Raw genomic sequence first — 21,951 nt, forward strand, 5'->3', positions numbered from 1 at the left:
TCAGGCGTTCACGCTCGCCCCGAAACGCTCGAGGACGGTTGTCTTGCCCTTGCTTTCGATTTCCTCGGCGATCAGTTGCACGAACTCGTCGAGAGGCATCGAGCCAAGGTCCTTCTGGATGCCCCGGGCGCGGACCGAGACCGCGCGCTGCTCCGCGTCGCGCGGGCCGACGACGAGCATGTACGGGACCTTCTCGTCCGCCGCGACCTTCACCTTGCCCTGGATGCGATCGCTCGAGTCGTCCAGCGCGCAGCGCACGCCGCTGGCTTTGAGCATCGCGTGGACCTCTCGGGCGTAGTCCAGCGACTTGTCGCTGATGGGCAGCACGCGGCACTGCTCGGGGCTCAGCCAGGTGGGGAACGCGCCGGCGAAGTGCTCGATCAGCACGCCGCAGAAACGCTCCATGCTGCCGAAGGGCGCGCGATGGATCATCACCGGGCGGTGGGCCTGGTTGTCGGGGCCGATGTACGAGATGTCGAAGCGGTTGGGCAGGTTGTAATCGACCTGCACCGTACCGAGCTGCCACTCGCGCCCGATCACGTCGCGCACCACGAAGTCGATCTTGGGCCCGTAGAACGCCGCTTCGCCGGGTTCCTCCGTGAACTTCACGCCCAGGGTCTGGGCGGCGGCGCGGCAGGCGGCCTCCGCCTTGTCCCAGTTCGCCGGGTCGCCGGTGTACTTGTTGGAATCCGGGTCGCGCAGGCCCAAGCGCACGCGATAGTCGCTGATGCCCAGCGTGCCGAGGATCAGCTTCACGAGCGAGAGGCAGCCCATCAGCTCCGCCGGGACCTGGTCCTCGGTGCAGAAGAGGTGCGCGTCGTCCTGCGTGAAGCCGCGCACGCGGGTCATGCCGTTGAGCTCGCCCGACTGCTCCCACCGATAGACCGTGCCGAACTCCGCGAGCCGGAGCGGCAGGTCGCGGTACGAGCGTGGCTCGCTCGCGTAGATCTTGATGTGGTGGGGGCAGTTCATGGGCTTGAGCATGAAGCCCTCGACCTCGCCCGTGGTCACCCTGCTCATGAGATCGGCGCAACCGCAGCCCTCGTCGGCGAGCATCTGGAGCGACTCGCGCTCGACGATCGGGGGGAACTGCGACTCGGCGTAGTAGGGGAAGTGCCCGCTCGTGCGATAGAGCGCGAGCTTGCCGATGTGGGGCGTGAAGACCTGGAAGTAGCCCTGCTTCTTCAGTTCGGCGCCGATGAACTTCTGGAGTTCGTCGCGCACGATCGCGCCCTTGGGCGTCCAGAGGATGAGGCCCTGCCCGACGTCCTCGTCGATGTGGAAGAGGCGGAGTTGCTTGCCCAGCGCGCGGTGATCGCGCTTCTTCGCCTCGTCGAGCTGGTTCAGGTGCGCGTCGAGGTCGGCCTTCGAGAAGAACGCCGTGCCGTAGACGCGGATCAGCCGGTCGGAGTTCTCGTCGCCCTTCCAGTAGGAGGACGCCAGCGACATGACCTTGAACGCGCCGATGCGCCCCGTGCTGGGCACATGCGGGCCGCGGCAGAGGTCTTCCCAGTTCTTGCCCGGCGCGCCGGTGGCGTACCACGACAGCGTCGACGAGCCGCCCTCGATGGCGCGCTCGGCGTTGTCGAGCTTGTACTTGCTGCCCTCCGACTTCAACTTCGCGACGCCCTGATCGATGGGCATGTCGTAGCGCGTGAAGGGCCGGTCCTCGGCGACGATCTTCGCCATCTCGGCCTCGATGAGCGGGAACTCGTCGGACGAGAGCGTGGTCCCGGCCGGCAGGTACATGTCGTAGTAGAACCCGTTCTCGAGGGGCGGGCCGTACACGAGCATGACGCCGGGCTTGAGGCGCTGGATGGCCTCGGCCATCACGTGCGCCGTCGAGTGGCGCAGCAGGTACATGGCCTGCGCGTCGGGCTGCTTGTCGCGGGTCGTGGGGGTGATGATCGCGAGCGAGCAGTCGCGGTCCAGAGTGGTCGAGAGGTCGCGCAGCTCGCCGTCCACGGTGCAGCCGACCGCGGCCTGCGCGAGCCGGGGGCCGATGTCCTGGGCGACCCGCAGAGCGGTCACCGGGGCGTCGTAGGAGCGAACAGAGCCGTCGGGGAGAGTGATGCGGGGCATGCGCGGCCTTCAGACAGGGCTGGGGGGACTCAGGACAGGCGAAGCGTAGCGGGCCGGGAGGCCCGTGTGGGCGCCCGTTTGACGCCGCGACCCGCACAACGCACCATGTGGGACGGTCGCGGTCCCGCGGCCCCAACCTCTTGAGGTCTTCACGATCGTGATCTGTCCCTACTGCTCTGCCAACCAGGACCGCGTCATCGATTCCCGCTCGAGCGAGGGGGGGCTGGTCGTTCGCAGGCGTCGCCAGTGCGAGGTCTGCGGGCGGCGGTTCACGACCTACGAGCGCGTGGAAGAGGCCCCTCGCCTCACGGTGATCAAGCGCGACGGCAAGCGCGAGCCCTTCGACCGCGAGAAGATCGCGCGGAGCGTCGCCCTCGCCTGCGGGAAGCGCCCGATCCCCGAGCGGGACAAGGACGCGCTGATCGACGCCGTCGAGGAGGCCCTGCACCGCGAGTTCGACCGCGAGGCGCCCACGCGCGAGATCGGCGACCGGGTGATGGCGCTGCTGCGCGATCTCGACGAGGTCGCGTATGTCCGCTTCGCGAGCGAGCATCACAACTTCCAGAACGCCGCGGAGTTGCAGCGCGAGCTCGAGGAGCTGCGCCAGCGGGTCCGCGACGTGAAGGACCAGCAGAAGCTGTTCGTCGAGGGCGAATGATGCGCGCAGTCTCGCGCCGGGCTGGACCGGCGGGGCGCCGGGGGGGAGACTGAGGGCATGACACGACGCGAACGATTCGAGACCGTCGCCGGGCTGGCGATCGCCGGGCTGCTCGCCGGGTGCGGGCCTTCCGCCCCGCCGACGCCGGACACGACCGCCGAGGCGCGGGCCGAGATCGAGCACGAGCAGGTCGAAGTGGGCCCGATGCCGCTGCAGTCCGCCCTGCAGGAAGCCGACCTTCGCATCCGCGCCGAGCCGGCGACCCCGGGCGAGGAGGCGTCGCGCGAAGACGCCGGGCGCGCGGCCCAGAGCGTTTCGCCGAACCGCGTGTCGGGCGCGAATGCCGTCAGCGGGTCCGCGTCGGGCGTGTGGCGTGCCGACGGGCGCCCGACCTGGTGGGTCGATCGGCCGGGCTGGCGCGACGGGCGCTACCTGCTGTCCGCCGAGGCGATGGGCGACGACGTGCTGAGCGCGCGACGCGCGGCGCTCGCGGCGGCGCGCGCGGACGCCGAGCGCGCGCTGGGGCGAGGCATGCGCGACGAGCGCGTCGAATCGGCGATCGTGCGCCGGCTGTCGACAGACTCGCCGGGCGCGCCGGGTCGCGAGCGGTATGTGGGGTATGTGCGTCTCTCGGCGCTGCGCGCCGGGGACTGAGCCGACGCGCGCTTACTTGCGGGTCGTCGGGGTGACCGCCTCGCGGGTCGAGGCCTCGATGTAGAGGATGCACCCGCACGAGGTGCAGGTCGCGAGGTCGCCTCGCCCGAGGAGCGAGTTCACCTTCTCCATCGGCAGGAGCACCTGGCAGCAGCCGCAGAGCATCTCCATGCGCCGGCGGTCATGCACCTCGAGGGCGGCCATGACATCCTCGATCGAGTCGCTTCGCAGGCAGCGGTTCTCGAAGAGGGCGAGCGCCGAAGCCGGCACTTCCTTGGCGGCGGCGTCGCGCTCGCGCTGCAGCTCGTCGAGCCGGTCGCGGATCTCGGCGTGGCGCTGGTCGCGCTCGGCCTTGGCGACGGCGCGGACCTTGTCACGCTCGACGCGCTTCGCCTCGATCTCGGCGATCTGCTTGCGCAGCTCGTCGAGTTTCTGCAGCGAGCCGATGGCTCGCTCGTCGACCGCGGACTTGGATGACTTGAGGGTGTTGATCTCGGAGAGGAACGTGGAGTATTCCTTGTTCGTCTTCGCCGAGTTCATCTGCTCGCGCAGCTTGGCGATCCGCGCCTCGATCATCTCGCCTTCGCTCTCGTCGTTGGCGGCGACCGCTTCGAGCTGGCGACACTGCGTGGTGAGGGATGACAGGCGTGCGTCGATCGCGGCGAGCTGCTTGTCCTGCTCGGTCAGGTAGCGCTCCGCGGCGTCGAGTCGTGTCCGGAGCCCTCTGACCTGCTGTTCCACCCGGAAGAGCTTGAGGAGTTTCTCGGTCACGCTCATCGCCGGCTCCGCTGTCGTTACTGTCATACCGACAGTGTACCCGCCCGGCACGCCGCTGTGAAGGGGGGGTTTGACCCCGGATGCGAGCCGGGCGTAGCGGCGAGTCCCCCCAGCCCCACTCAGGTGGGTGTTCGCGACACGGTTATGCGACCTGCGGCGCGCCGAACGCGGTCAAGAGCCAGAACGCCGCCGGCCCTGCGAGCAGGGGGGAATCGATCACATCGAGCACCCCGCCGAATCCCGGCAGGGCTTTGGAAGAGTCCTTGATGCCCGCGTCGCGCTTGAGCAGACTGGCGAGCAGGTCGCCCGCCTGCCCGACGAGCGCGAGAGTTGCGCCCATCAACGCGCCTTGCCAGAGCGGGTAGGGGGGCAGCCACGAGGCGCGATGCGCGAGGTAGGCGCCAAGCACCCCCAGCGCCGTGGCGAGCGCGACGCCCCCTCCCAGCCCCTCCCAGGTCTTGCCGGGGCTCAGCCACGGGATCAGCTTGTGGCGCCCGATCGCTCGCCCGGTGAAATAGGCGCCGATGTCGCACGACTTGGTCATCAGCAGCACCGCCAGAACCACCCACGCGGAGTGCTCGCGCCGGATCGCCAGCAGAAAGCCGAACAACAGCCCGAGGTACGCGAAGGCGAAGAGCGTTCCCCCGGCCGCCGCCACGACTCCTTCCACCGTCTTCTTGCGCGAGTAGAAGATCAGGGAGCCGACGAGGACGAACGCCGCCACCGACGCGACGATCGCCGCGCCGAGCGACCCCGTGATGTCGGTGGGGATGGTGCACGAGACGAGCAGGCCAAGAACCGTCGCGAACCAGGTGGCGCGCTTCGAGGCGTTGATCGAGTTGGCGCGCAGGATCGCGACGAGTTCGAAGGACGCCAGCGGGCTGATGAGCAGCGCGAACGCGAACATCGCAACGCCCGGCGGGAAGGCCTCTCGACCCAGGAAGATCGCGCGAAGGAACGACGGGATCGCTGCGCCCTCGATCGCGGCGTCCGCCCAGAACACCCCGATCAGCGCCGCGATGAGTACCGGGCCCAGCAGCAGTCGATAGCGCAACACGGGGGCGTCTCTCCCTCTCGTCCGCGAGACGGGCGATCAGTGTGTGGTGGGGGCCGGTGGGGTGGGCGCGTTGCCGGGGGCATCGGGGGCATCGGGGGCGTGGGCGTGATCGAGGCCCCCGAAGCGTCGGCTGCGCGACGCGTAGTCGCGCACGGCGTCGATCATCGAGGCCTGATCGAAGTCGGGCCAGAGCGTCTGCGTCACGTGCAGTTCGGCGTAGCTGATCTGCCAGAGCAGGTAGTTGCTGATGCGCATCTCCCCGGCGGTGCGGATGAGCAGATCAGGATCGGGCAGGCCGGCGGTCTCGAGGTGGCGCTCGAAGACCGTCTCGTCCACGCTCTCGGGGTCGAGTTCCCCGGCGGCGGCCTTGCGCGCGATCTCGCGGGCCGCGTCGGCGATCTCGGCGCGCGAGCCGTAGTTCACCGCCAGGTTGAGGATCGGGCCGGTGCAGTCCTTCGTCGCGTCGAGGGTCTTCTCAAGGGCTTCGAGCACGGCCGGGGGGAGCCCCTCGCGCCGCCCGATCTGCTTGAATCGGAGGTTGTGCTCGACGAGCCGATCGCGCTCGAGCGCCATGTACTCAAGGTAGAGACGCATCAGCGCGTCGACCTCGGCGCGAGGTCGCTTCCAGTTCTCGACGGAGAACGAGTAGAGCGTGAGCACCTCGACGCCCAGGGTGTTGCAGGCCTCGAGGGCCGCCTGCACCGCCTTGGCGCCCGCGCGATGACCTGCCGAGCGGTCGAGGCCCCGCTGGGCCGCCCATCGGCCGTTGCCGTCCATGATCACCGCGATGTGCCTGGGGATGCGCGAGGGGGGGACATCGGGCGCGACGCCCAGCGGATCGGCCTTGGGGTTGACCGCGCGGATGCGAGCGAGCGCCTGACGGTCGGCGTCGGTGAGCGCGACGCGTTGTCGGGCGGGGTCGCCCGTGAGTTGGCTTGCTGGGGCTGAAGGGGCGGAGGTGGGCATGCGGGTCGTCGATTCCGGGCGGGAAGAACGCGCGTGGCTGCTGGGCGGGACACTGTACCTCGACGCGTACGGGGCGTCGTGGCCCGGGTTCGCCGTCGCGTCGTCGGAGTCGTTGGGAGTTCGGAGGGTTTGATTCGGGCAGGGAATGCAAGAGGCCCGCGAGGAGCGATCCCCGCGGGCCTGGTCTGGGCGCGGCGAGCGAGTCGCCGCGTGAGTTTCGTGGGGTCTCGAACCGTCGGTCAGACGAGTTCCTTGAGGCCCTTGAGCGGACGGACCTTCACGACGTTGCGCGCGGGCTTCGCCTTGAAGGTGGTCTTCTCGCCGGTGAAGGGGTTGATGCCCTCGCGCGCCTTGGTGGCGGGCATGCGCTTGACGGTGACCTTCATCATGCCGGGCACGCTGAAGACGCCGGGGCCCTTCTTCGACAGGTCCTTGGCGATCATGTCCTTCATGACGTCGAACATGCTGGCGACCTGCTTGCGGCTTGCGCCGGTCTGCTCCGCCAGAACGCGGAAGACCTCGCCCTTGGTGCGCACCTTGCTGGCCGCGGCGATGGGGGCGACCTTGGCAGGGGCGGCGGCCTTGGCGGGCTTGGCGCTCTTCGCGGCGCCGGCTTTCTTCTTCGTGACTTTCTTCTTCTTTGCCATCTGAGAACTCTCCGGGAGCGTGTTTCGGCCTGACCGAGGGCGTTCGAACAAACCCTCGCCGGCGCGTGGTCCGAGAATCCGCTCGGAACACAATACCTTGTAGCGTCGGACTTATCGGCATACAAGGGGCGCCACGCGATGTTTTTCTCTGTTTTTCTCGGACTTTTCCCGGATCCTCCCGGCTCTCCACCCCGGCGCGCCGCCCGGGAGGGGGCGGGCGCCTCCCGTCCGGGCGCCCCCGGTTCGAGCGCCGGGCCCTCCGGACCGGCGCGTCAGGAAGTCCGAAAACCCCTCGTTCTCGGCCAATCTCCACGGGTTTCCCAACGGATGGCTGGTATCGGCACGCCGATGTTGTATGCTGAAACAGGCCGAGCGAGCGGGGTCGTTGTCCCTTCACCGCGCGGCGAGGTGTTCGCACGATCCCCCCGATCCACGATCCTGCCAAAGGGTACGAACGAAATGACGAATCCGTTGAAAGCCGGTCTCCCGAGGTCCACCCGTCTCCTCGCAGCATCGGCGCTTCTCGCCGTCGCCGGCGCCGCGCAGGCGCAGCAGGTGAGCTTCCGTTACGAGGCCGCACCCGTCCCCTTCACCCCTCTGCACTCCTACGTCTACGCCAAGCTCCCCGGCTACGTGTTCTTCATCGGCGGCATCTCCGGCATGGGCATGCACAACATCTCCGAGGGCGGCGGAGAAGTCTCCTTCCCCCTCAGCGTGTTCAGCGAGCACATCTACATGCTCGACGAGAACACCAACACCCTCTACAGCTCCAACCTCGCCACCAGCGCCGTCAGCGACGGCCTGCGAGAGATCCTCCGCTTCACCACGCCCCAGTTCATCCAGCTCGGCGAGACCCTCCACATCTACGGCGGGTACGGCGCGCTCAACAACGGCGTCCAGTGGACGACCAAGCCCAACGTCGTCTCCGTCGACCTCCAGGCGCTCAAGACGCAGATGCTCGCCGGCACGCCCCTCACCGAGACGCCCTTCACCGTGCAGGCGTCCACCGACGCTCGCGCCACCGGCGGCGTCATCGTGAAGCTCGGCGATCGCTTCGCACTCGTCGGCGGTGCGCGATTCACCGGTGACTACGGCCTCGGCACCCAGCAGATGAACCCGTTCCAGACCCAGTACACCTTCGCGGTCAAGATCTTCGACCCGGCGGTCAGTCTCACCACCGCCGTCGAGACCATGCTCGACGGGTACGCCTTCCGTCGGCGCGACGGCAACGTGATGCCCGTCACCCTGCCCGACGGGCAGGGCGGCTCCAAGCCCGGCTTCGTCGTCGCCACCGGCGTCTTCCGCAACGGCTTCGACATCTGGGAAGAGCCCCTCCTGTACCGCGACGGCGACAACACGGTCCACCTCGAGATCGCCTTCAACCAGAAGGCAAACGCGTACGAGACCGCCAACGTCAGTCTCTACAGCGCGAGCACCGACACCAACCGCATCATCATCATGGGCGGGATCACCTACTTCGAGTACTACGAGAAGTTCGGCTGGTTCCAGAACTTCGCCTTCCCCTGGACGACCCAGATCAGCCAGTACGAGATCACCGCCGGGCAGTTCGTGCAGGACAGCGAGGTCATCATCGGCCACACGCCGCTGCCCTTCACCAACACCCACCTGCTGATGAAGCCCAACATCCCGGCCAACGAGAACGGCCAGATCCTCATCGACCAGATGCCGCACAACGAGGTGCTGATCGGGCGCATCTACGGCGGCCTGTTCGCGCAGGAGCCCGCCGCGTCCCCCGTCACCTTCGCCTCGTCGACCGTCTACAACGTCTACATGAAGGTCGGCATCCCCGGCGACGTGAACAAGGACGGCATCGTGAACTTCTCCGACCTCAACGCGGTGCTCTCGCAGTTCGGTTCGCCCGGCTTCGCCGACCTGAACCTCGACGGCGTGGTGAACTTCAGCGACCTCAACACGGTGCTCAGCAACTTCGGGCGCACCGAGCCCTGAGCCAGACTCCCGCCCGCGCACCCTCGCCATCTTTCGAGCCCTCGCGGGTTGACACCCGAGGGGGGAGGCGGGACGATCCAGCCCGCCAAGCCGGAGAGGTGGCCGAGCGGCTGAAGGCGACGCTTTGCTAAAGCGTTATACGGTCAAAAGCCGTATCGGGGGTTCGAATCCCCCCCTCTCCGCTTCCATGAAAAACGCCCCCGACGCAACGCGGGGGCGTTTTCGTTTTTGGCGTGGCTGGGGGGACAAGAGATTAACCGCGGAGGACACGGCGGACACGGAGGGGGGAAGGGGCAGGGGGGGTGGCGTGGTACGGCGCAGCCGTGCCACGGGAGGTCCGAGAGGGTTCAGCACATCAGCGCTCGTGGCACGGCTGCTGTTCCCCCCCCTCCCGCTCGCGGGAGGGGGACCAGAACGCATCCCCTCCGCGTTCTCCGTGTCCTCCGCGTTGAATCTCTCCCTCTTCGCACCGGAATAGCATTCATCGAAATGAGCATCCCCGCTCAACAGAACCCCCGCGAGAAGCGCGCCCGTCACGCGTGGCTGTCGGTCTTCCTGGGCGCCGCGCTGGCGATGGGGATCTTCGCCGGGCCCTGGCTTTCGCGCGTTCGCGCCGAGCCGCACGCGCACGGCGCCGGCGCACGGTTCTCCGCCCCCGAACGCGCTCCCTCCGCGCTGCTCGGGCTGCGCGCCGGTGATACGGCCCTCGCCATCGACCGCCGCCCCAAGACCGGCGGCGGCGACCCCGACGATCACCCGGACAGCGCCGCCGACCGCTACGACATGGTCGCACCGACGCGATCGAGCGTGCAGCGCGACCGGCTGTCGTCGTGGACGCTCCCACGCGTCGCCACGCTCGGGCCCGCGCGCACCCGCGGCCCGCCGCTGGGCGCCTGAGCCACACCGGCTCTGCAACGGCGTTTCCGGGGAACACGACCCTCTCCCGTCAACCAAACACACCCGTTCGCCGCATCGCGGCGGTGACCGCGCGCTCGCGCGCGTCCCGTCGCCGGAGCGTTCCCATGTCCACCCCTCCGATTCCCAAGGGGGATTCGCCCGCCTCTGCCTCCGACGCCACGCCTGAGCGCAAGGGCGTCGGCTGCCTCGCGATCACCCTCATGGCCGTCGTCTGCATCGGCGTGATGCTCGCCTTCATCGCGCTGGTCGGCGACCCGACCTGAACCGCCCGACTTCGCCCCTGCGTGGGGAAACCCGCGCCGGGGCATTTCGACCCTGTCTCGCCAAACCCGCGACGGAGGTCCGAAATATTTCTTTATTTGTTTCAGAAACAGTCTTGGAAATACTCCGATCTTCTGGTAGATTCCCCTTCGTGGCACCCGATCCCCAGACACCCAGCGCCCGCGCCGGCTTCGAAGCCGACGCGATCCATGCCGTCGCCGGCGTCAGGGACGCCTTCGCGCGCATCCTCGAGCTGAAGTGCCCGGGCTCCAAGGCCGTCACCGCGATCTGCGCCGCCTTTGGCGTGCATCGCAAACTGGCCTGGCAGGTGTCCAAGGTGGCCTACTCGGACGACCCATTCGTCGCCGCCCGGCACATGCCCACCCCCAAGGCGCTCGCCGGTTGGTTCGAAGCGGCGGGCGCGTCGGGCGTGCCCACGGCGCTGGTTGAATCGGCGAAGGTCGCCGCCACCCGCTTCGAGTCCCTCGCCACCCAGCACAGCGCGAGCCGCGCCGAGCTGGACATGCTCTTCGAGTCCTGCGGCACGACGCCCGACGCCGAGGCCGACGCGCGCTGGCGTCAGCAGTCCTTCATGGGCAACAGCTACACCTGGGGTGCACACTGCAAGGTGCTCCTCGCGATGAGCGTGCTCATCCCCTCGACGGACCGCCCTCGCTACTTCCACGCGGCGCAGGTGCGCGGGCTCATCGGCTTCCGCCAGACGCGCCCGGGCGTGCGCTGGATCATCAACCAGTCCGTCGTCGCCGACGACGCGTCGCACACGCACACGACGCTGGAGCGCGTCGCCCTCGACCCCGACGCCGCCCGCGCGCACGGCGGGGTGCCCGTCCTCCCTGCCTTCTGCTCGATCCCCATGCCCGCCCTCGCGCGCCGGTTCTCCGACGACGGCATGGTGCATGACGAGTTCCTCCCCGGGCCCGTGGGCCAGGCCGGCGAGCGCACGCTCGTCACGGGCGAGTTGATGCGAAACATCGGGCCGGCGCACGCGACCGAGCACGACAAGGTCGCGCACTTCGGCGCCGCCGTCCGCACCCCGGCCGAGCTCTTCCACTTCGATATGTTTGTGCATCGAGACCTGTTCGGCCCCGTGCGGCGCGAGCTGCGCGTGTTCAGCGACCTGACCTCGCCCATCGCCTTCGACGACGCCGACGCGCTCAGCGTCGCCGACGGCGTGGCAAAGCTGGGCAGGGGGGTCTCGCTCGCGCAGACGCCCGACATCCCCGGCTACGCCGACCTCGCGTCGTCGGTCTTCCGATCGCTCGGCCTCGACCCCGACGACTACGAGCTCTACCGCGTGCGCGTGCGCTACCCGCCCATGCCCGTGACGGTCATGCTCCGCCACGACCTGCCCCCGATGTGACACACGACGCGTGCGCCGCGCACGCCCGGTTTTGTTTGAGCCACTCCCACGAACGGAGAAAAAGAGATGAGAAACACGATCACGACCGCACTCACCGTCGCGCTGCTCGGCGCGTCCGCGTCCCTCGCCGGCACGACCGTCAGCGGCTACGACGACCTGAACGAGGGCTTCCTCGGCACGACCTTCTCCTACAACGGCGTCACCTACCGCAACGCCAACAATGTCTCCGGCGTCTTCCCCGACGGCGACACCTTCACCCCCGACGACGTCGGCGACAACTTCATCATCGAGCGCGCCACCCTCCTCTACAACGACTTCCCCGGCTGGGGCAGCCCCAACAACGCGCTCACCTTCGGCAACGCCTTCATCCCGGGCGACAACCTCTCTCTCGGCGCGTTCGCCAACGCGTGGATGGACCTCGACACCCTCTCCGAGTTCGTCAGCATGGAGATGGTCTACTTCGAGAACGGCCCCTGGGGCGGCATCGTCTTCCAGCTCGACGCCTACCGCGACGGATCGCTCGTCGGCAGCGACTCGTTCAGCATCAGCGGCGACAACCCCGGGCGCGACAACATCGCCTTCGCCCAGTTGTCCATCGACGGCGTCGCCTTCGATTCGCTCAACCTCCGCGCCACCTTCAACGGGCAGTTCTCCGCCCCGCGCCTCATGATCGACGACCTCACGCTGCGCGCCGTCCCCGCGCCGGCGAGCGCCATCCCGATGCTCGCCCTCGCCGGGCTCGCGACGCGCCGCCGCCGCTGATCGCCCACGACAGCCGATCCCGCGCCGAGGCCCGCGTCGACGCCCCACAGTGCGAGGGGCGTTGCGCGGGCCGCGTCGTGCGCCGATCTTCCATCCCACTCCCCATCCTCATCCGCTCCCCCTCCTATCGAGCGCAGCGAGATGGGAGGGGCCAGGGGAGGGCTACCCACTCTTCGGGCTTCCCTCCCAACCTTTGCTTTCTCTGCTCTCTCTCTGAAGAGGAGAAAGTCAGAGCAAATGACGCGAACCCCGCGAAGGTGGAGCCGTCATCCGCTGTCCCTCCAACGCCTGCGACGAAAAACCGGCGCCCGCGCAGTGCGCGAGCGCCGGCCACGAGGGGCTTCAGCATGTCTCCGCGCGGGACTGGGGTGATCGCGCGCGGGTGAAACCGAGGGGAAGAAACGCGTCAGTCGTACACCAACCGGCGTTCTGTGATTCGTGTGTGTGGCTCAGTACTGCTCGCCGCTCGGGCCCGCGTTGCCGCGACCCTGCTGCAGGAGTTTGCGCAGGTACGAGTTCTCGCGCCGGGTCGCCTCGAGGTCGAACACGAGGTACTTGACGCTCAGGCGCAGGTAGTCGAGCGATTCCTGGAGTTGCGCGACGGTCTTGCGCATGCGCTCGTGCCGGTTCTTCGTCTCGTCGGCAAGGTCGCGAAGGCGCTGGCGCTCGTGCTCGGGGGCGGCCTCGATCAGGGTCATCAGCTCGCCCAGTTTGCTCTGAAAGTCGCGGTCGTTCATCGCTCGTCTCCCTCGTCTTGAGATTGTCTCACACAGACGCCCGTGCGTCCCGACGGGAGAGAGAAATGCAACGGGTCTGCCACGCGCGGCGCGCCGGCGTGCCACGGCGCCATGGCCCGAGAATCCACGCGACAACGCGCCCGAATCGAGACTTTCGCGCGGGGATCGGTTCTCGGCCCCGGGGATCACGCGGGCCGGGTGGGGGGGATGTTGCGAAAACGCCTCAGCGGGCGCTCTCGCGGCGCAGCACGCGCTGGGCCGCGGGAGGGGCGTCCTTGGTCCCCGAGGCAAGCACCGCGGGCTCCTTGCGCCGGATCTCGGACGCGAGCTTGGCCAGGTGCTGGTCGCGCGTGATCTCGAAGCGCTTGAAGTACTGCTCCAACTGGTGGCGGTTGAAGCGGGAGAGGGGGTCCTTGAGCCCGCTCTGGGCGGCGGCCCAGTCGATGAGCGACCCGGCCTGGTCCGAGAAGCGGTAAAGCGCGAGGGTGGCCTTGAGCCGCCCGGCGAACGACGCGAACGGGTCGGTCGCGGTCTCGGGCAGACTCGACATGATCTCCTCGATCCGCTTGTCGTTGTAGCCGGCGAGGGGGTCGTCGGAGTGGGAGGTCGAGCCGTTCGCGCTGCCCCCGGCCGCGAAGACGCGGTCGATCTCCGGCGCGTCGTCCGCGCTCTTGAGGGTGGCAAACGCGGTGCTGAGGGTCTTCACACCGGCGCGCTCGAAGCGGATGGTCAGGCGCTGGCAGGCCTTGCCGTCCTGCATCGCCGCCTCGGCGGTGGTGACGAGCCCTGCGCCCCATTCCGGCTTGCCGGTGTGGAGCACGCGATCCCCGAACTTGAACTGGTGCTGCAACGCTATGGCTCACTGCGGCGGTCCCCGGAGAGGGGCCGTCGTGACTGGTGGGCGCCGCCCCTCGCGCACGCGAAGGCGGCCTCGGTTGTCCCTGAGGGTCATCAAGCATAGAGTCGCCGTCCCCCCCGGGCGAGCGGGCCCCGTTCGGCTTCTCGCCCTCCCGCCCACTCGCGGCGTCGGCACCCAACCCCTCGGAGGCGTCCCCAGAATGATCGAAGCGCTCAAGAGCGATGAGATCGTGAACAAGGTCGGCGGCAAGTTCAAGCTCTGCGCGCTCATCCAGAAGCGCGTGGTCCAGCTCATGGACGGCGCACGCCCCCTCGTCGAGCGCCAGGGGCGCTCCGACCTCGAGGTCGCGATCGACGAGATCCTCCAGGACAAGATCACCCTCCACGTCCCCGACGAGGCCGCTCTCGCCGGTGCGCACGCCGAGGCGCAGGGCGAGCTCGAGGGCTCGCTCCTCTGATAGACGCGACCCGGCGCGCGAGGCCCGACGCGTGACGACACAGCCCACCAACCGTCCAACCGCCGACCACGCGCCGCTCCACGGCGCGAAGGTCATTGTCGCTGTCACCGGGGGCATCGCCGCGTACAAGTCGTGCTGGCTGGTCTCGCGCCTCGCGCAGGCCGGCGCCGAGGTCACCGTCCTGATGACCACCGACGCGACGCGCTTCGTCACGGCGCTCACCTTCCAGGCCCTCTCGGGCAGGCCCGTCTACACGAGCCAGTGGGAGCACGTCGAGAACCAGGACCCCCAGCACATCGGCCTCGCCCGGCGCGCCGGCCTCGCGATCGTCGCGCCCTGCACGATGAACACCATGGCGAAACTGGCGCACGGCATCGCGGACGACATCGTCACCGTCGTGCTCAGCGCCGTCGATCGCGCCAAGACCCCCGTGCTCCTCGCCCCGGCGATGAACGAGGCGATGTGGAATCAGCCCGCGACACGGCGCAACGCGGCCCAGCTGGTCGAGGACGGCTACGAACTCGTCGGCCCGGCAGAGGGCTGGCAGGCATGCCGCACCGTCGGCGCAGGGCGCATGGTCGAGCCCGACGCGCTGCTCGACGCGATCGCGTCGAAACTCGGCGCCCGCGCGCGTCCCACGAACTGATCAGCCGCCGCGCGTTCGCAGGGCGGTGGACGAGATCCACCAGACCGCGATCGCGGCGAGGACCAGCACCGACACCACGAGCGTGATCGTCACGACCTTCCCCGAGAAGCGTCGCGGCGCGACCCTCGTCGCCACCGCCGCGGCTTTCGGGCGTTTGCCGGCTTTCTGAGGCGAGTCAGGGGTCTTCGGGCGTTTCTTGCGACCGGTCTGTGCCTCGATGGGTTTGCCGTCCTTCGTCGGGACATGGATCAGGGCGCCGCAGGCCTGGCAGCGCGCCACACCGCCGCGGAAGGCGCTGTCGATCCGGTGGGGCGACCCGCAATTAGGGCAGTTGAGGTTCAGCATCCGTCGGGGCCAGTCTACCCGGGAGCGGTGGTCGGGTGGCGCAGGGATCGGCGCCCGGCGCGCTATCCTCGCCCCGATGACCGACGCCCCCCGTCACATCCCGGTGCTGCTCGACGAGGTGCTCGGCGCGCTGGCCCCGCGCGAGGGCGAGACGGTCCTCGACTGCACCGCCGGTCTCGGCGGGCACGCGGCGGCGCTGTCAGAACGGGTCGGCCCGACGGGGCGGGTGGTCCTGTGCGACCTGGACCCCTCGAACCTCGCGCACGCCGAGGCCCGGCTGAGGTCGCTGGCGCGCGAGGGACGCGGCGCAACCGAGATCGTCGCCCTCCACGCGAACTACGCCGAAGCGCCGAGGAAACTCGCCGAACTGGGGCTGTCGGCCGACGCGGTGCTGGCCGACCTGGGGTTCTCGTCGAACCAGATCGACGACCGTTCGCGCGGGTTCTCGTTTCAGGGAGACGGGCCCTTGGACATGCGACTTGACCCCACGCGCGGGCCGACGGCGGCGGATCTGGTGAACTCCCTCAGCCGCGAGGAGCTGGCCGAGATCATCTGGGATCTGGGCGAGGACCGGGGCTCGCGCCGGATCGCGCAAGAGATTGTGGCGGCGAGAGCCAAGGAACCGATAACCACGACGGGCAGGCTCGCCGAGGTCATCCGCGCCGCGTCGGGCCCGCCCACACGAACCAGGACCGGTCAGCGGATCGACCCAGCCACGAGGACCTTTCAGGCGTTGCGCATCGCGGTGAACGACGAGCTCGGTTCGGTGCGATCGCTTGTCGAGTCGGTGTCGCGCGCAGCCGCGACTCTGGCGCTGCCCGAAGCGAGCCGCTCTCGCTCGTGGCTCGCGGTCGGGTCGCGGGTCGCGATCATCTCGTTCCATTCGCTCGAGGACCGGATCGTGAAGCAGGGCTTCGCCGAGCTGTGCCAGCGCGGGCTGGCGGCGCCGGCAGCCGGGGGCTCGCGCCGCAAAGCCGACGCCGTCGAAGCGACGGAGCACGAGGTCGGGATGAATCCTCGCGCGCGATCCGCTAAGCTACGCGCGATCCGCTTGACGGGCGGGTCTTCGGAACAGAGAGACTAACGCGCGGCGAGGGCGCAAACGCCCTTGTCAACGCTTCCGCCACGCCGACGGATCGGCGAGGCGACATCTGAGAAATGCGAACGCGACTCGCAGCCGCAAGGACGCCGATGTGATGAGCCGCGAACTCAAGCTTGCGCTGATTCTGGGCTTCGCCGCCGTGATGGTGGTGGGGGTCCTCATTTCCGACCACATGAGCGGGGCGCGACAGGCGCGGATCGAGGAACGGACGATCGAGCCGCCGCGCATGGCGCTGCAGCCCGCGCCGCCCGTCTTCGTCCCCGAGCCGGTCGTCGCTCCGTCCCAGGGGGCGGTCGCGATGCTGCCCGAACCGGAGCAGCGAGCGGGCGAGTCGCTGGCCGACGCCGGCGCGCCGACGCTCAGCGAACCCGTCGTGATCACGATGGCCCCCGAGCCCGCCGGGAGCGCGGCGACGACGCTCGCGTCCAGCGCGACCGAGTCGGTGCGCGAGTTCCTCGAGTGGACCGCGAAGCAGGGCGTCGTCTTCGAGCCCGTCACTCCCCTCGCCGAGACCACGGTCCGACCCCGGGGGGCGCCGCCGGTCAGCGCGTCGCCCATCCCCGACCGCCCGGCCGGTCAGAGCGCGCCCACCGCTGGGCGCGATGTCGAGCACGTCGTGGCCAAGAACGAGACGCTGTGGGGGATCGCGCAACGCTACTACGGCGACGGCTCGCTGCACACGCGGATCGCCGACGCCAACAAGGGCCGGCTCGGGCGCAACAACGCCGTGTTCGTCGGCGCGAGACTGACGATCCCGGGCGCGACGCGCGGCGTCGAGCCGGCGCCGTCGCGAACGGTCGCGTCCGCTCCGCCGAAACCCCAGGCGCCCCAGCAGGCCCCCGCCCGCCCCGCCAGCGCTAGCGCCGATCGCGTCCACGTCGTCCAGAAGGGTGAAACACTCGGCGCGATCGCGGCCAAGGAATTGGGGTCGGCCCGGCGCTGGCCCGAGATCGTGAAACTCAACAAGCTCGACGACCCGGACAACGTGCCGGCCGGCGTCCGTCTCCGCCTCCCCCCTCGCTGAGCGACCGTGCGACGGAACCAACCCGACAGCCCGAGAGCGCGCATCGGCTCGATCTGGGCCAAGCTCGCCTGCGCCGTCGTCGGGGCCGCGATGATCGCCAGCGGGTTGCTCGCGGTCCGTCAGCAGCGCATCCAGATCGCCAGCGAGCTGATGCGCACGCACCTCGAGGCCGAGCAGTCGATCCAGAACGCTCAGCGCCTTCGCGCCGAGATCGCGCAGCGTCTGGCGATTAATCACCTGCGTCAGCTCGCGTCGGCCGAGGGCGATTTCGTGCCGGCCACGCCGCCGAGAGAGGCGGCGCAGCCGTGAGCGGGCCGAACGCGAATCAGAGTCTGGCGAAGCGCGTGGATCGCGTCGGCATCGCGGCGGCGTGCGCAATCACGCTGCTCTTCGTCGCGCTCTTCGCACGCGTCGTGCAGCTGCAGATCGCCCCGCCCGAGCAGCTCGCGGCGCACCTGGACGAGCGCGTCTCCGCGGTCCGCAGCTTCGCGCCACGGGGCGACATCCTCGACCGGCGAGGGCGCGTCCTCGCGGCGACGCGCATAGGACACCGGCTTATCGTCGATCCGGCCGAACTCGCGGGCCCCTACGAGGAGACGCTGCAGCGACTGTCCGCCGCCGCCGGGCTCGATATTTCGGAGACGGGCGAGCGGCTCTTCTCGCGGATCGCCGCCAACGAGCACGCGAAAGCGACCGGGCGCGCGCAGTCGCGCTACCTGCGACTGAGCGGGCCGCTCGACGACGCGCAGGTCGAAGCGGTGCGCGCGCTGCGCCTTCGCGGCGTGCACCTCGAACCGCTGAGCATCCGCGAAGGCGCCGGCGTCGAGATCGCCGGGGCCGTCGTCGGGCGCGTCGACGCCGAGCACGGGGGCCAGTTCGGGGCGGAGAAGCTCTTCGATCCCGCGCTCGAAGCGGCGCAGGGGCAGCTCCGCTACGTGCGCGACGCGCGCGGCGCCGGGCTCTGGATCGAGCGAGGCGGCTACACGCCCCCGATCCCCGGAGAGTCCGTCCGGCTGAGCATCGACGCGGTCATCCAGAAGATCGCGCAGGAAGAGATCGAACGCGCCGTCCTCGACGCCGACGCGCAGGGCGGGCGCGTGATCGTCGTGGACTCGAACACCGGCGAGATCCTCGCCATGGTCGATCACATCCGCGACATGACCGGGCGCGTGCTTCCCTACGCCAAGCGCGAGGGCGAGGGCGAGCCCAGCGCGCTCGGCTTTACCCGGCGATCCATCATCGAGCCGGACCCCTTCCGCGCCGTGCACCCGGGCGCCGGGCGCAACCGCCTCTTCACCGACCTCTACGAGCCGGGCTCAACATTCAAGGCGTTCACCTGGGCGGTGATGACCGAAGCGGGCGTCGCCTCGCCCGACGAGCTCTTCAGGACGGGCGGGAAGACCTGGCTCACGCCCTACCGGCGCGTCATCCGCGACGCGTTCGGCAAAGCAGAGCAGTCCTGGACCGAGGTGCTGATCAACTCGTCGAACATCGGCATGTCGATGGCCGTCGAGCGCATGGACAAGGCGTCGCTGCGCGCGGCCCTCCTGCGCTTCGGCTTCGAGGAGACCACCGGCGTCGGCCTCGCCGGCGAGCGCGCCGGCGGGATGACCAACCCGAAGAACTGGAACCGCTACACGCAGACCAGCGTCTCCTTCGGCCAGGAAGTCGCGCTGACGCCGGCGCAGCTGGCGCGCGCCTTCAGCGTATTCGCACGCCAGGGCGACGCGTCGGGAACCCTGCCCACCCTGACGCTGCGCGCGGCGGACCGCGGCCCGGGCGCGCACGACGCGCCGGCCAGCATCGTGCAGCGCGCCCTCTCGCCGCGGATCGCCGCCATGACGCGCGACGCGATGGCCGAGATCTTCTCGCGCGCCGACCGCAACATGCGCCAGCGCAAGCTCGAGGACATCACCTTCGACTACCGGCTGTTCGGCAAGTCCGGCACGGCGCAGGTCGCGATCAAGGGCGAACGCGGGTACCTGCCAGACCAGTACATCTCGAGCTTCGTGGGCGCCGGCCCCGTCGAGCGACCGACGCTCGTGTGCGTCGTGACCATCGACGATCCCTCGCCCGAGCTCGTGCGCAAGCGCCAGCACTTCGGGTCCTGGGTCGCGGGCCCGCCGGTGCGCCGGGTGCTCGAACGCTCGCTCCGCTATCTCGACACGCCGACGAGCGAGCAGCCCGCGCAGACCGCCGCGGCCCGCGCCGACTGACGCCGAGTCAGCCGGCCATCTTGTCGATGCCCAGCGAGCGCATCTTCTTGTACAGCGTCGTCCGGTTGATGCCGAGATCCTCCGCGGTCTTCACGCGGTTCCACTCGTTCGCGCGCAGCGCCTTGAGCAGGATGCGCCGCTCGGGTTCCTGCATCGCGACCTCGAGGGGCGTGGGCTCCCAGGGCGTGTCGGGCGCGTCGACGCTCCCGAGCGACTCCACGCCCGCGCCGGCGATCAGACGCGAGGTCGAGTTGTCGAGGACGTGCGCCGGCAGCTCCTCCACGCCGATAGTGGGGCTCGTCGCGAGCACCGCGGCGCGCTCGACGATGTTCTCGAGTTCGCGAACATTGCCCGGGAAGCGATACTGCTGCAGCGCGCGCATCGCGTCGTCGCTGAAGCCGACGATCTGCCGACCCAGCTCCGCCGCGTGCTTCTCGAGGAAGTGCTTCGCGAGCAGCGGGATGTCGCACACGCGCTCGCGCAGGGGGGGCAGGTCGATCCGCACGACGTTGATGCGGTAGTACAGGTCCTGCCGGAACGCCCCGCTCGCGACGAGGTCCTCGAGCGGCTGGTTGCTCGCGAGCACGACGCGGACATCCACCTCGATCGTCTCGTTGCTGCCGACGGGTTCGAACTTGCGCTCCTGCAGCACGCGCAGCAGCTTCAGCTGCATGCCCGGCGACGCGGAGTTGATCTCGTCGAGGAATATCGTCCCCCCGTGGGCCGCGAGGAACTTGCCCTGCTTGTCGGCGTGCGCGCCGGTGAACGACCCCTTGGTGTGGCCGAACAGCTCTGACTCCAGGAGCGTCTCGGGGATCGAGCCGCAGGCCAGCTCGACGAAGGGGCTGTTGCGCCGCGGCGAGAGCGTGTGGATCGCGCGGGCGATGAGCGACTTGCCCGTGCCGCTCTCGCCCGACATGAGCACGGTGGACTTCGTCGGCGCGACGGCGCGGATCAGGTCGTACATCCGCAGCATGCGATGGTCATGCCCGACGATGTTCTCGAGCCCGTACCGCTCGTCGAGCTGGGCGCGCAGGTTCACGTTCTCGGTGAGGATGGCGCGCTGGCGCAGCGAACGCTGCAGCGAGATGCGCAGCTCGTTGTCGACGACGGGCTTGGTCAGATAGTCGGCGGCGCCCGTGCGCACCGCCTCGACCGCCGCCTCGATCGTGCCGTAGCCGGTGAGCATCACCACGACGATGTCGGGGTGCTTCTCGGCGCAGTGCTGCAGGACCTTCATCCCGCCCACGCCGGGCATCGAGACATCGGTGATGACGAGGTCGATCGGGGGGAGGGTCTCGTCGTCGAGCCGCTCGATGGCCTGCGCGCCGCCGGCGGCGATCTCGGGGGCGTACCCCTCTTCGGAGAGGAACGCGCTCAGCGATCGCGCGACGAAAGGATCGTCGTCGACGACGAGGATCTTCGCGCCTGCGCCGCCGGGCTTCGAGCTGGGCTTCTTGGTCGCCATGCGCCGCCTTCAGGTGGTCGGGAGAGGGGACGCAGGCACGCGCACGCGCAGGTGGGCGCCGGAGGCACGCTCGCTGTCGGAGCGTGGGGTGAGCGCGATCTTGCCGCCAAGTTCAAGGACGATGTCGCGCGCGAGGGAAAGACCCACGCCGCTGCCCCCCTCCTTGGTGGAGAAGCCGAAGTCGAAGACGCAGTCGCCGAACACCGCCGGGAAGACGCCGCCCTCGTCGAGGATGTCGACGCCGACATCCGCGAACGCGCTGTCGGAGGGGTACAGGCGCGCGTGCAGCTCGACCGTCCGGCCAGACGCGGACGCCTCGACCGCGTTGCGAAGCCCGTTGCTGACGACGGTGAAGAGCGGGCCGGCGGCGACCTCGGCCAGCGCCGGATCGGCACGCAGCGCGATGGCGACCTTGCGTTCCTCCGCGAGCGGTCGCACCGTCGCGACGGCGTGCTCGACGGCGTCCAGCATCGTCCGGGGAGAGCCGAAGAGCGTGGACATCTGCCCGGCGCCCGGTCGCATCATCGCCTCGACGAGGTCGGACATGCGCTCCAGCGCGTGGCCGATGTGCGCGAGCTGCTCGCTCGCGCCCTCCTGGCTCGCGGCGCCGGGGTTGGCGACGATGCGGCTCCGCGCGAGGTTCAGCCAGCGCAGCGACCCGTCGAGCAGGTTCGCCAGCTCGTGGGCGACGACGGCGTAGCGGTCCGACGCGTGGTCGGACGCGAGGATCGCGTTGCCGGCGGATGGCTGGCCCAGGGCGGCGGCGATGGCGCTGGGGCGGGCCTCGCCGCTGGCGGCCTTGGGCAGACGGGGACGGTCGCGGTCTGGGGGGTTCATCGCTGGGAAGATCGGTCGCCCGGAAAGGGCTCTTTCGCGCGATGTTGCGTTTTCGCAACGCCGGACTGGCCTGCGCGGCCCTGGGCAGGGGGGGCGCGTGTTCCCGGACCTGTTCGGGTTGTGGAGCCG

At 69.5% G+C, this 21,951-nt stretch carries 23 protein-coding genes and 1 tRNA gene; 14 read left to right on the forward strand and 10 right to left on the reverse strand.

Annotation, left to right across the window (positions count from 1 at the left end; translation table 11 throughout):
- Entirely contained in the window at nucleotides 1-2,082 is a 2,082-nt protein-coding gene (thrS, locus tag KF684_10045; GenBank protein MBX3353264.1) for a threonine--tRNA ligase, read from the reverse strand.
- A 157-nt stretch (nucleotides 2,083-2,239) separates the two neighbouring features.
- Here thrS and nrdR point away from each other — a divergent pair, with 157 nt between their 5' ends.
- A complete protein-coding gene (gene nrdR / locus KF684_10050) occupies nucleotides 2,240-2,740 on the forward strand; it encodes a transcriptional regulator NrdR (protein MBX3353265.1) in 501 nt (166 codons plus the stop codon).
- A 57-nt stretch (nucleotides 2,741-2,797) separates the two neighbouring features.
- Nucleotides 2,798-3,394 carry a hypothetical protein gene (locus KF684_10055; protein MBX3353266.1) on the forward strand — a complete coding sequence of 199 codons (597 nt, stop codon included), beginning with the start codon at nucleotides 2,798-2,800 and terminating at the stop codon, nucleotides 3,392-3,394.
- A 12-nt stretch (nucleotides 3,395-3,406) separates the two neighbouring features.
- Here the strand turns inward: KF684_10055 and KF684_10060 are convergent, their stop codons facing one another.
- The 4 genes from KF684_10060 to KF684_10075 all read right to left on the reverse strand — a co-directional run bounded on the left by KF684_10060 (nucleotide 3,407) and on the right by KF684_10075 (nucleotide 6,841).
- The gene (locus KF684_10060) at nucleotides 3,407-4,198 is read right to left on the reverse strand and encodes a hypothetical protein (protein ID MBX3353267.1); all 792 of its coding nucleotides are present in this window, start codon (nucleotides 4,196-4,198) and stop codon (nucleotides 3,407-3,409) included.
- Nucleotides 4,199-4,313: 115 nt separating this feature from the next.
- Nucleotides 4,314-5,228 carry a phosphatidate cytidylyltransferase gene (locus KF684_10065; protein ID MBX3353268.1) on the reverse strand — a complete coding sequence of 305 codons (915 nt, stop codon included), beginning with the start codon at nucleotides 5,226-5,228 and terminating at the stop codon, nucleotides 4,314-4,316.
- A gap of 36 nt (nucleotides 5,229-5,264) precedes the next feature.
- Complete coding sequence (locus tag KF684_10070) at nucleotides 5,265-6,194, reverse strand: isoprenyl transferase (GenBank protein MBX3353269.1); 930 nt, start codon at nucleotides 6,192-6,194, stop codon at nucleotides 5,265-5,267.
- Between the two features lie 239 nt (nucleotides 6,195-6,433).
- Nucleotides 6,434-6,841 (reverse strand): HU family DNA-binding protein, encoded by a 408-nt coding sequence (locus KF684_10075; GenBank protein MBX3353270.1) that lies wholly within the window; start codon nucleotides 6,839-6,841, stop codon nucleotides 6,434-6,436.
- Nucleotides 6,842-7,300: 459 nt separating this feature from the next.
- Between KF684_10075 and KF684_10080 the strand changes: the two genes are divergently transcribed.
- The 6 genes from KF684_10080 to KF684_10105 all read left to right on the forward strand — a co-directional run bounded on the left by KF684_10080 (nucleotide 7,301) and on the right by KF684_10105 (nucleotide 12,131).
- The gene (locus tag KF684_10080) at nucleotides 7,301-8,809 is read left to right on the forward strand and encodes a hypothetical protein (GenBank protein ID MBX3353271.1); all 1,509 of its coding nucleotides are present in this window, start codon (nucleotides 7,301-7,303) and stop codon (nucleotides 8,807-8,809) included.
- 92 nt (nucleotides 8,810-8,901) lie between these two features.
- Nucleotides 8,902-8,991 (forward strand) — tRNA-Ser (locus KF684_10085).
- Nucleotides 8,992-9,298: 307 nt separating this feature from the next.
- Complete coding sequence (locus KF684_10090) at nucleotides 9,299-9,706, forward strand: TMEM165/GDT1 family protein (protein MBX3353272.1); 408 nt, start codon at nucleotides 9,299-9,301, stop codon at nucleotides 9,704-9,706.
- 125 nt (nucleotides 9,707-9,831) lie between these two features.
- Nucleotides 9,832-9,990, forward strand: a complete 159-nt coding sequence (locus tag KF684_10095) for a hypothetical protein (protein MBX3353273.1) — start codon at nucleotides 9,832-9,834, stop codon at nucleotides 9,988-9,990.
- A 149-nt stretch (nucleotides 9,991-10,139) separates the two neighbouring features.
- Nucleotides 10,140-11,369, forward strand: a complete 1,230-nt coding sequence (locus tag KF684_10100; protein ID MBX3353274.1) for a hypothetical protein — start codon at nucleotides 10,140-10,142, stop codon at nucleotides 11,367-11,369.
- 66 nt (nucleotides 11,370-11,435) lie between these two features.
- Nucleotides 11,436-12,131 (forward strand): hypothetical protein, encoded by a 696-nt coding sequence (locus KF684_10105; GenBank protein MBX3353275.1) that lies wholly within the window; start codon nucleotides 11,436-11,438, stop codon nucleotides 12,129-12,131.
- Nucleotides 12,132-12,580: 449 nt separating this feature from the next.
- Here the strand turns inward: KF684_10105 and KF684_10110 are convergent, their stop codons facing one another.
- Together KF684_10110 and KF684_10115 are read right to left on the reverse strand one after the other, a co-directional pair.
- Nucleotides 12,581-12,868 (reverse strand): hypothetical protein, encoded by a 288-nt coding sequence (locus KF684_10110; protein MBX3353276.1) that lies wholly within the window; start codon nucleotides 12,866-12,868, stop codon nucleotides 12,581-12,583.
- Between the two features lie 223 nt (nucleotides 12,869-13,091).
- Nucleotides 13,092-13,718 (reverse strand): DUF3553 domain-containing protein, encoded by a 627-nt coding sequence (locus KF684_10115; protein MBX3353277.1) that lies wholly within the window; start codon nucleotides 13,716-13,718, stop codon nucleotides 13,092-13,094.
- A 208-nt stretch (nucleotides 13,719-13,926) separates the two neighbouring features.
- Here KF684_10115 and KF684_10120 point away from each other — a divergent pair, with 208 nt between their 5' ends.
- A complete protein-coding gene (locus KF684_10120) occupies nucleotides 13,927-14,184 on the forward strand; it encodes a DNA-directed RNA polymerase subunit omega (protein ID MBX3353278.1) in 258 nt (85 codons plus the stop codon).
- A 31-nt stretch (nucleotides 14,185-14,215) separates the two neighbouring features.
- Nucleotides 14,216-14,830, forward strand: coding sequence for a phosphopantothenoylcysteine decarboxylase (locus KF684_10125; protein MBX3353279.1), 615 nt, complete (start codon nucleotides 14,216-14,218; stop codon nucleotides 14,828-14,830).
- Here KF684_10125 and KF684_10130 read toward each other — a convergent pair whose 3' ends face one another.
- Entirely contained in the window at nucleotides 14,831-15,175 is a 345-nt protein-coding gene (locus KF684_10130) for a hypothetical protein (GenBank protein ID MBX3353280.1), read from the reverse strand.
- Nucleotides 15,176-15,251: 76 nt separating this feature from the next.
- Between KF684_10130 and rsmH the strand changes: the two genes are divergently transcribed.
- From rsmH to KF684_10150, 4 genes are all read left to right on the forward strand, one after another.
- Nucleotides 15,252-16,259: a 16S rRNA (cytosine(1402)-N(4))-methyltransferase RsmH gene (rsmH, locus tag KF684_10135; protein ID MBX3353281.1), complete on the forward strand. Its 1,008-nt coding sequence runs from the start codon at nucleotides 15,252-15,254 to the stop codon at nucleotides 16,257-16,259.
- Nucleotides 16,260-16,371: 112 nt separating this feature from the next.
- Nucleotides 16,372-17,301, forward strand: a complete 930-nt coding sequence (locus tag KF684_10140; GenBank protein MBX3353282.1) for a LysM peptidoglycan-binding domain-containing protein — start codon at nucleotides 16,372-16,374, stop codon at nucleotides 17,299-17,301.
- Nucleotides 17,302-17,307: 6 nt separating this feature from the next.
- Nucleotides 17,308-17,610, forward strand: coding sequence for a hypothetical protein (locus KF684_10145; protein ID MBX3353283.1), 303 nt, complete (start codon nucleotides 17,308-17,310; stop codon nucleotides 17,608-17,610).
- Nucleotides 17,607-19,517 (forward strand): penicillin-binding protein 2, encoded by a 1,911-nt coding sequence (locus KF684_10150; GenBank protein MBX3353284.1) that lies wholly within the window; start codon nucleotides 17,607-17,609, stop codon nucleotides 19,515-19,517. Before KF684_10145 ends, KF684_10150 begins: the two co-directional genes overlap by 4 nt.
- Before the next feature lie 7 nt (nucleotides 19,518-19,524).
- Here KF684_10150 and KF684_10155 read toward each other — a convergent pair whose 3' ends face one another.
- The gene (locus tag KF684_10155) at nucleotides 19,525-20,985 is read right to left on the reverse strand and encodes a sigma-54-dependent Fis family transcriptional regulator (GenBank protein MBX3353285.1); all 1,461 of its coding nucleotides are present in this window, start codon (nucleotides 20,983-20,985) and stop codon (nucleotides 19,525-19,527) included.
- Nucleotides 20,986-20,994: 9 nt separating this feature from the next.
- Entirely contained in the window at nucleotides 20,995-21,822 is an 828-nt protein-coding gene (locus tag KF684_10160) for a HAMP domain-containing histidine kinase (protein MBX3353286.1), read from the reverse strand.
- Nucleotides 21,823-21,951: the final 129 nt, after the last annotated feature.

It is taken from the genome of Phycisphaeraceae bacterium (assembly GCA_019636675.1).
In the GTDB taxonomy this organism is placed as follows: Bacteria; Planctomycetota; Phycisphaerae; order Phycisphaerales; family UBA1924; genus JAHBXC01.

Bases quoted from the DNA above. Each gene is read 5' to 3' on its own strand.
- thrS (MBX3353264.1), bottom strand. From the start codon at position 2,082: ATGCCCCGCATCACTCTCCCCGACGGCTCTGTTCGCTCCTACGACGCC.
- KF684_10055 (MBX3353266.1), top strand. From the start codon at position 2,798: ATGACACGACGCGAACGATTCGAGACCGTCGCCGGGCTGGCGATCGCC.
- KF684_10060 (MBX3353267.1), bottom strand. From the start codon at position 4,198: ATGACAGTAACGACAGCGGAGCCGGCGATGAGCGTGACCGAGAAACTC.
- KF684_10070 (MBX3353269.1), bottom strand. From the start codon at position 6,194: ATGCCCACCTCCGCCCCTTCAGCCCCAGCAAGCCAACTCACGGGCGAC.
- KF684_10075 (MBX3353270.1), bottom strand. From the start codon at position 6,841: ATGGCAAAGAAGAAGAAAGTCACGAAGAAGAAAGCCGGCGCCGCGAAG.
- KF684_10080 (MBX3353271.1), top strand. From the start codon at position 7,301: ATGACGAATCCGTTGAAAGCCGGTCTCCCGAGGTCCACCCGTCTCCTC.
- KF684_10090 (MBX3353272.1), top strand. From the start codon at position 9,299: ATGAGCATCCCCGCTCAACAGAACCCCCGCGAGAAGCGCGCCCGTCAC.
- KF684_10095 (MBX3353273.1), top strand. From the start codon at position 9,832: ATGTCCACCCCTCCGATTCCCAAGGGGGATTCGCCCGCCTCTGCCTCC.
- KF684_10105 (MBX3353275.1), top strand. From the start codon at position 11,436: ATGAGAAACACGATCACGACCGCACTCACCGTCGCGCTGCTCGGCGCG.
- KF684_10110 (MBX3353276.1), bottom strand. From the start codon at position 12,868: ATGAACGACCGCGACTTTCAGAGCAAACTGGGCGAGCTGATGACCCTG.
- KF684_10120 (MBX3353278.1), top strand. From the start codon at position 13,927: ATGATCGAAGCGCTCAAGAGCGATGAGATCGTGAACAAGGTCGGCGGC.
- KF684_10130 (MBX3353280.1), bottom strand. From the start codon at position 15,175: ATGCTGAACCTCAACTGCCCTAATTGCGGGTCGCCCCACCGGATCGAC.
- rsmH (MBX3353281.1), top strand. From the start codon at position 15,252: ATGACCGACGCCCCCCGTCACATCCCGGTGCTGCTCGACGAGGTGCTC.
- KF684_10140 (MBX3353282.1), top strand. From the start codon at position 16,372: ATGAGCCGCGAACTCAAGCTTGCGCTGATTCTGGGCTTCGCCGCCGTG.
- KF684_10155 (MBX3353285.1), bottom strand. From the start codon at position 20,985: ATGGCGACCAAGAAGCCCAGCTCGAAGCCCGGCGGCGCAGGCGCGAAG.
- KF684_10160 (MBX3353286.1), bottom strand. From the start codon at position 21,822: ATGAACCCCCCAGACCGCGACCGTCCCCGTCTGCCCAAGGCCGCCAGC.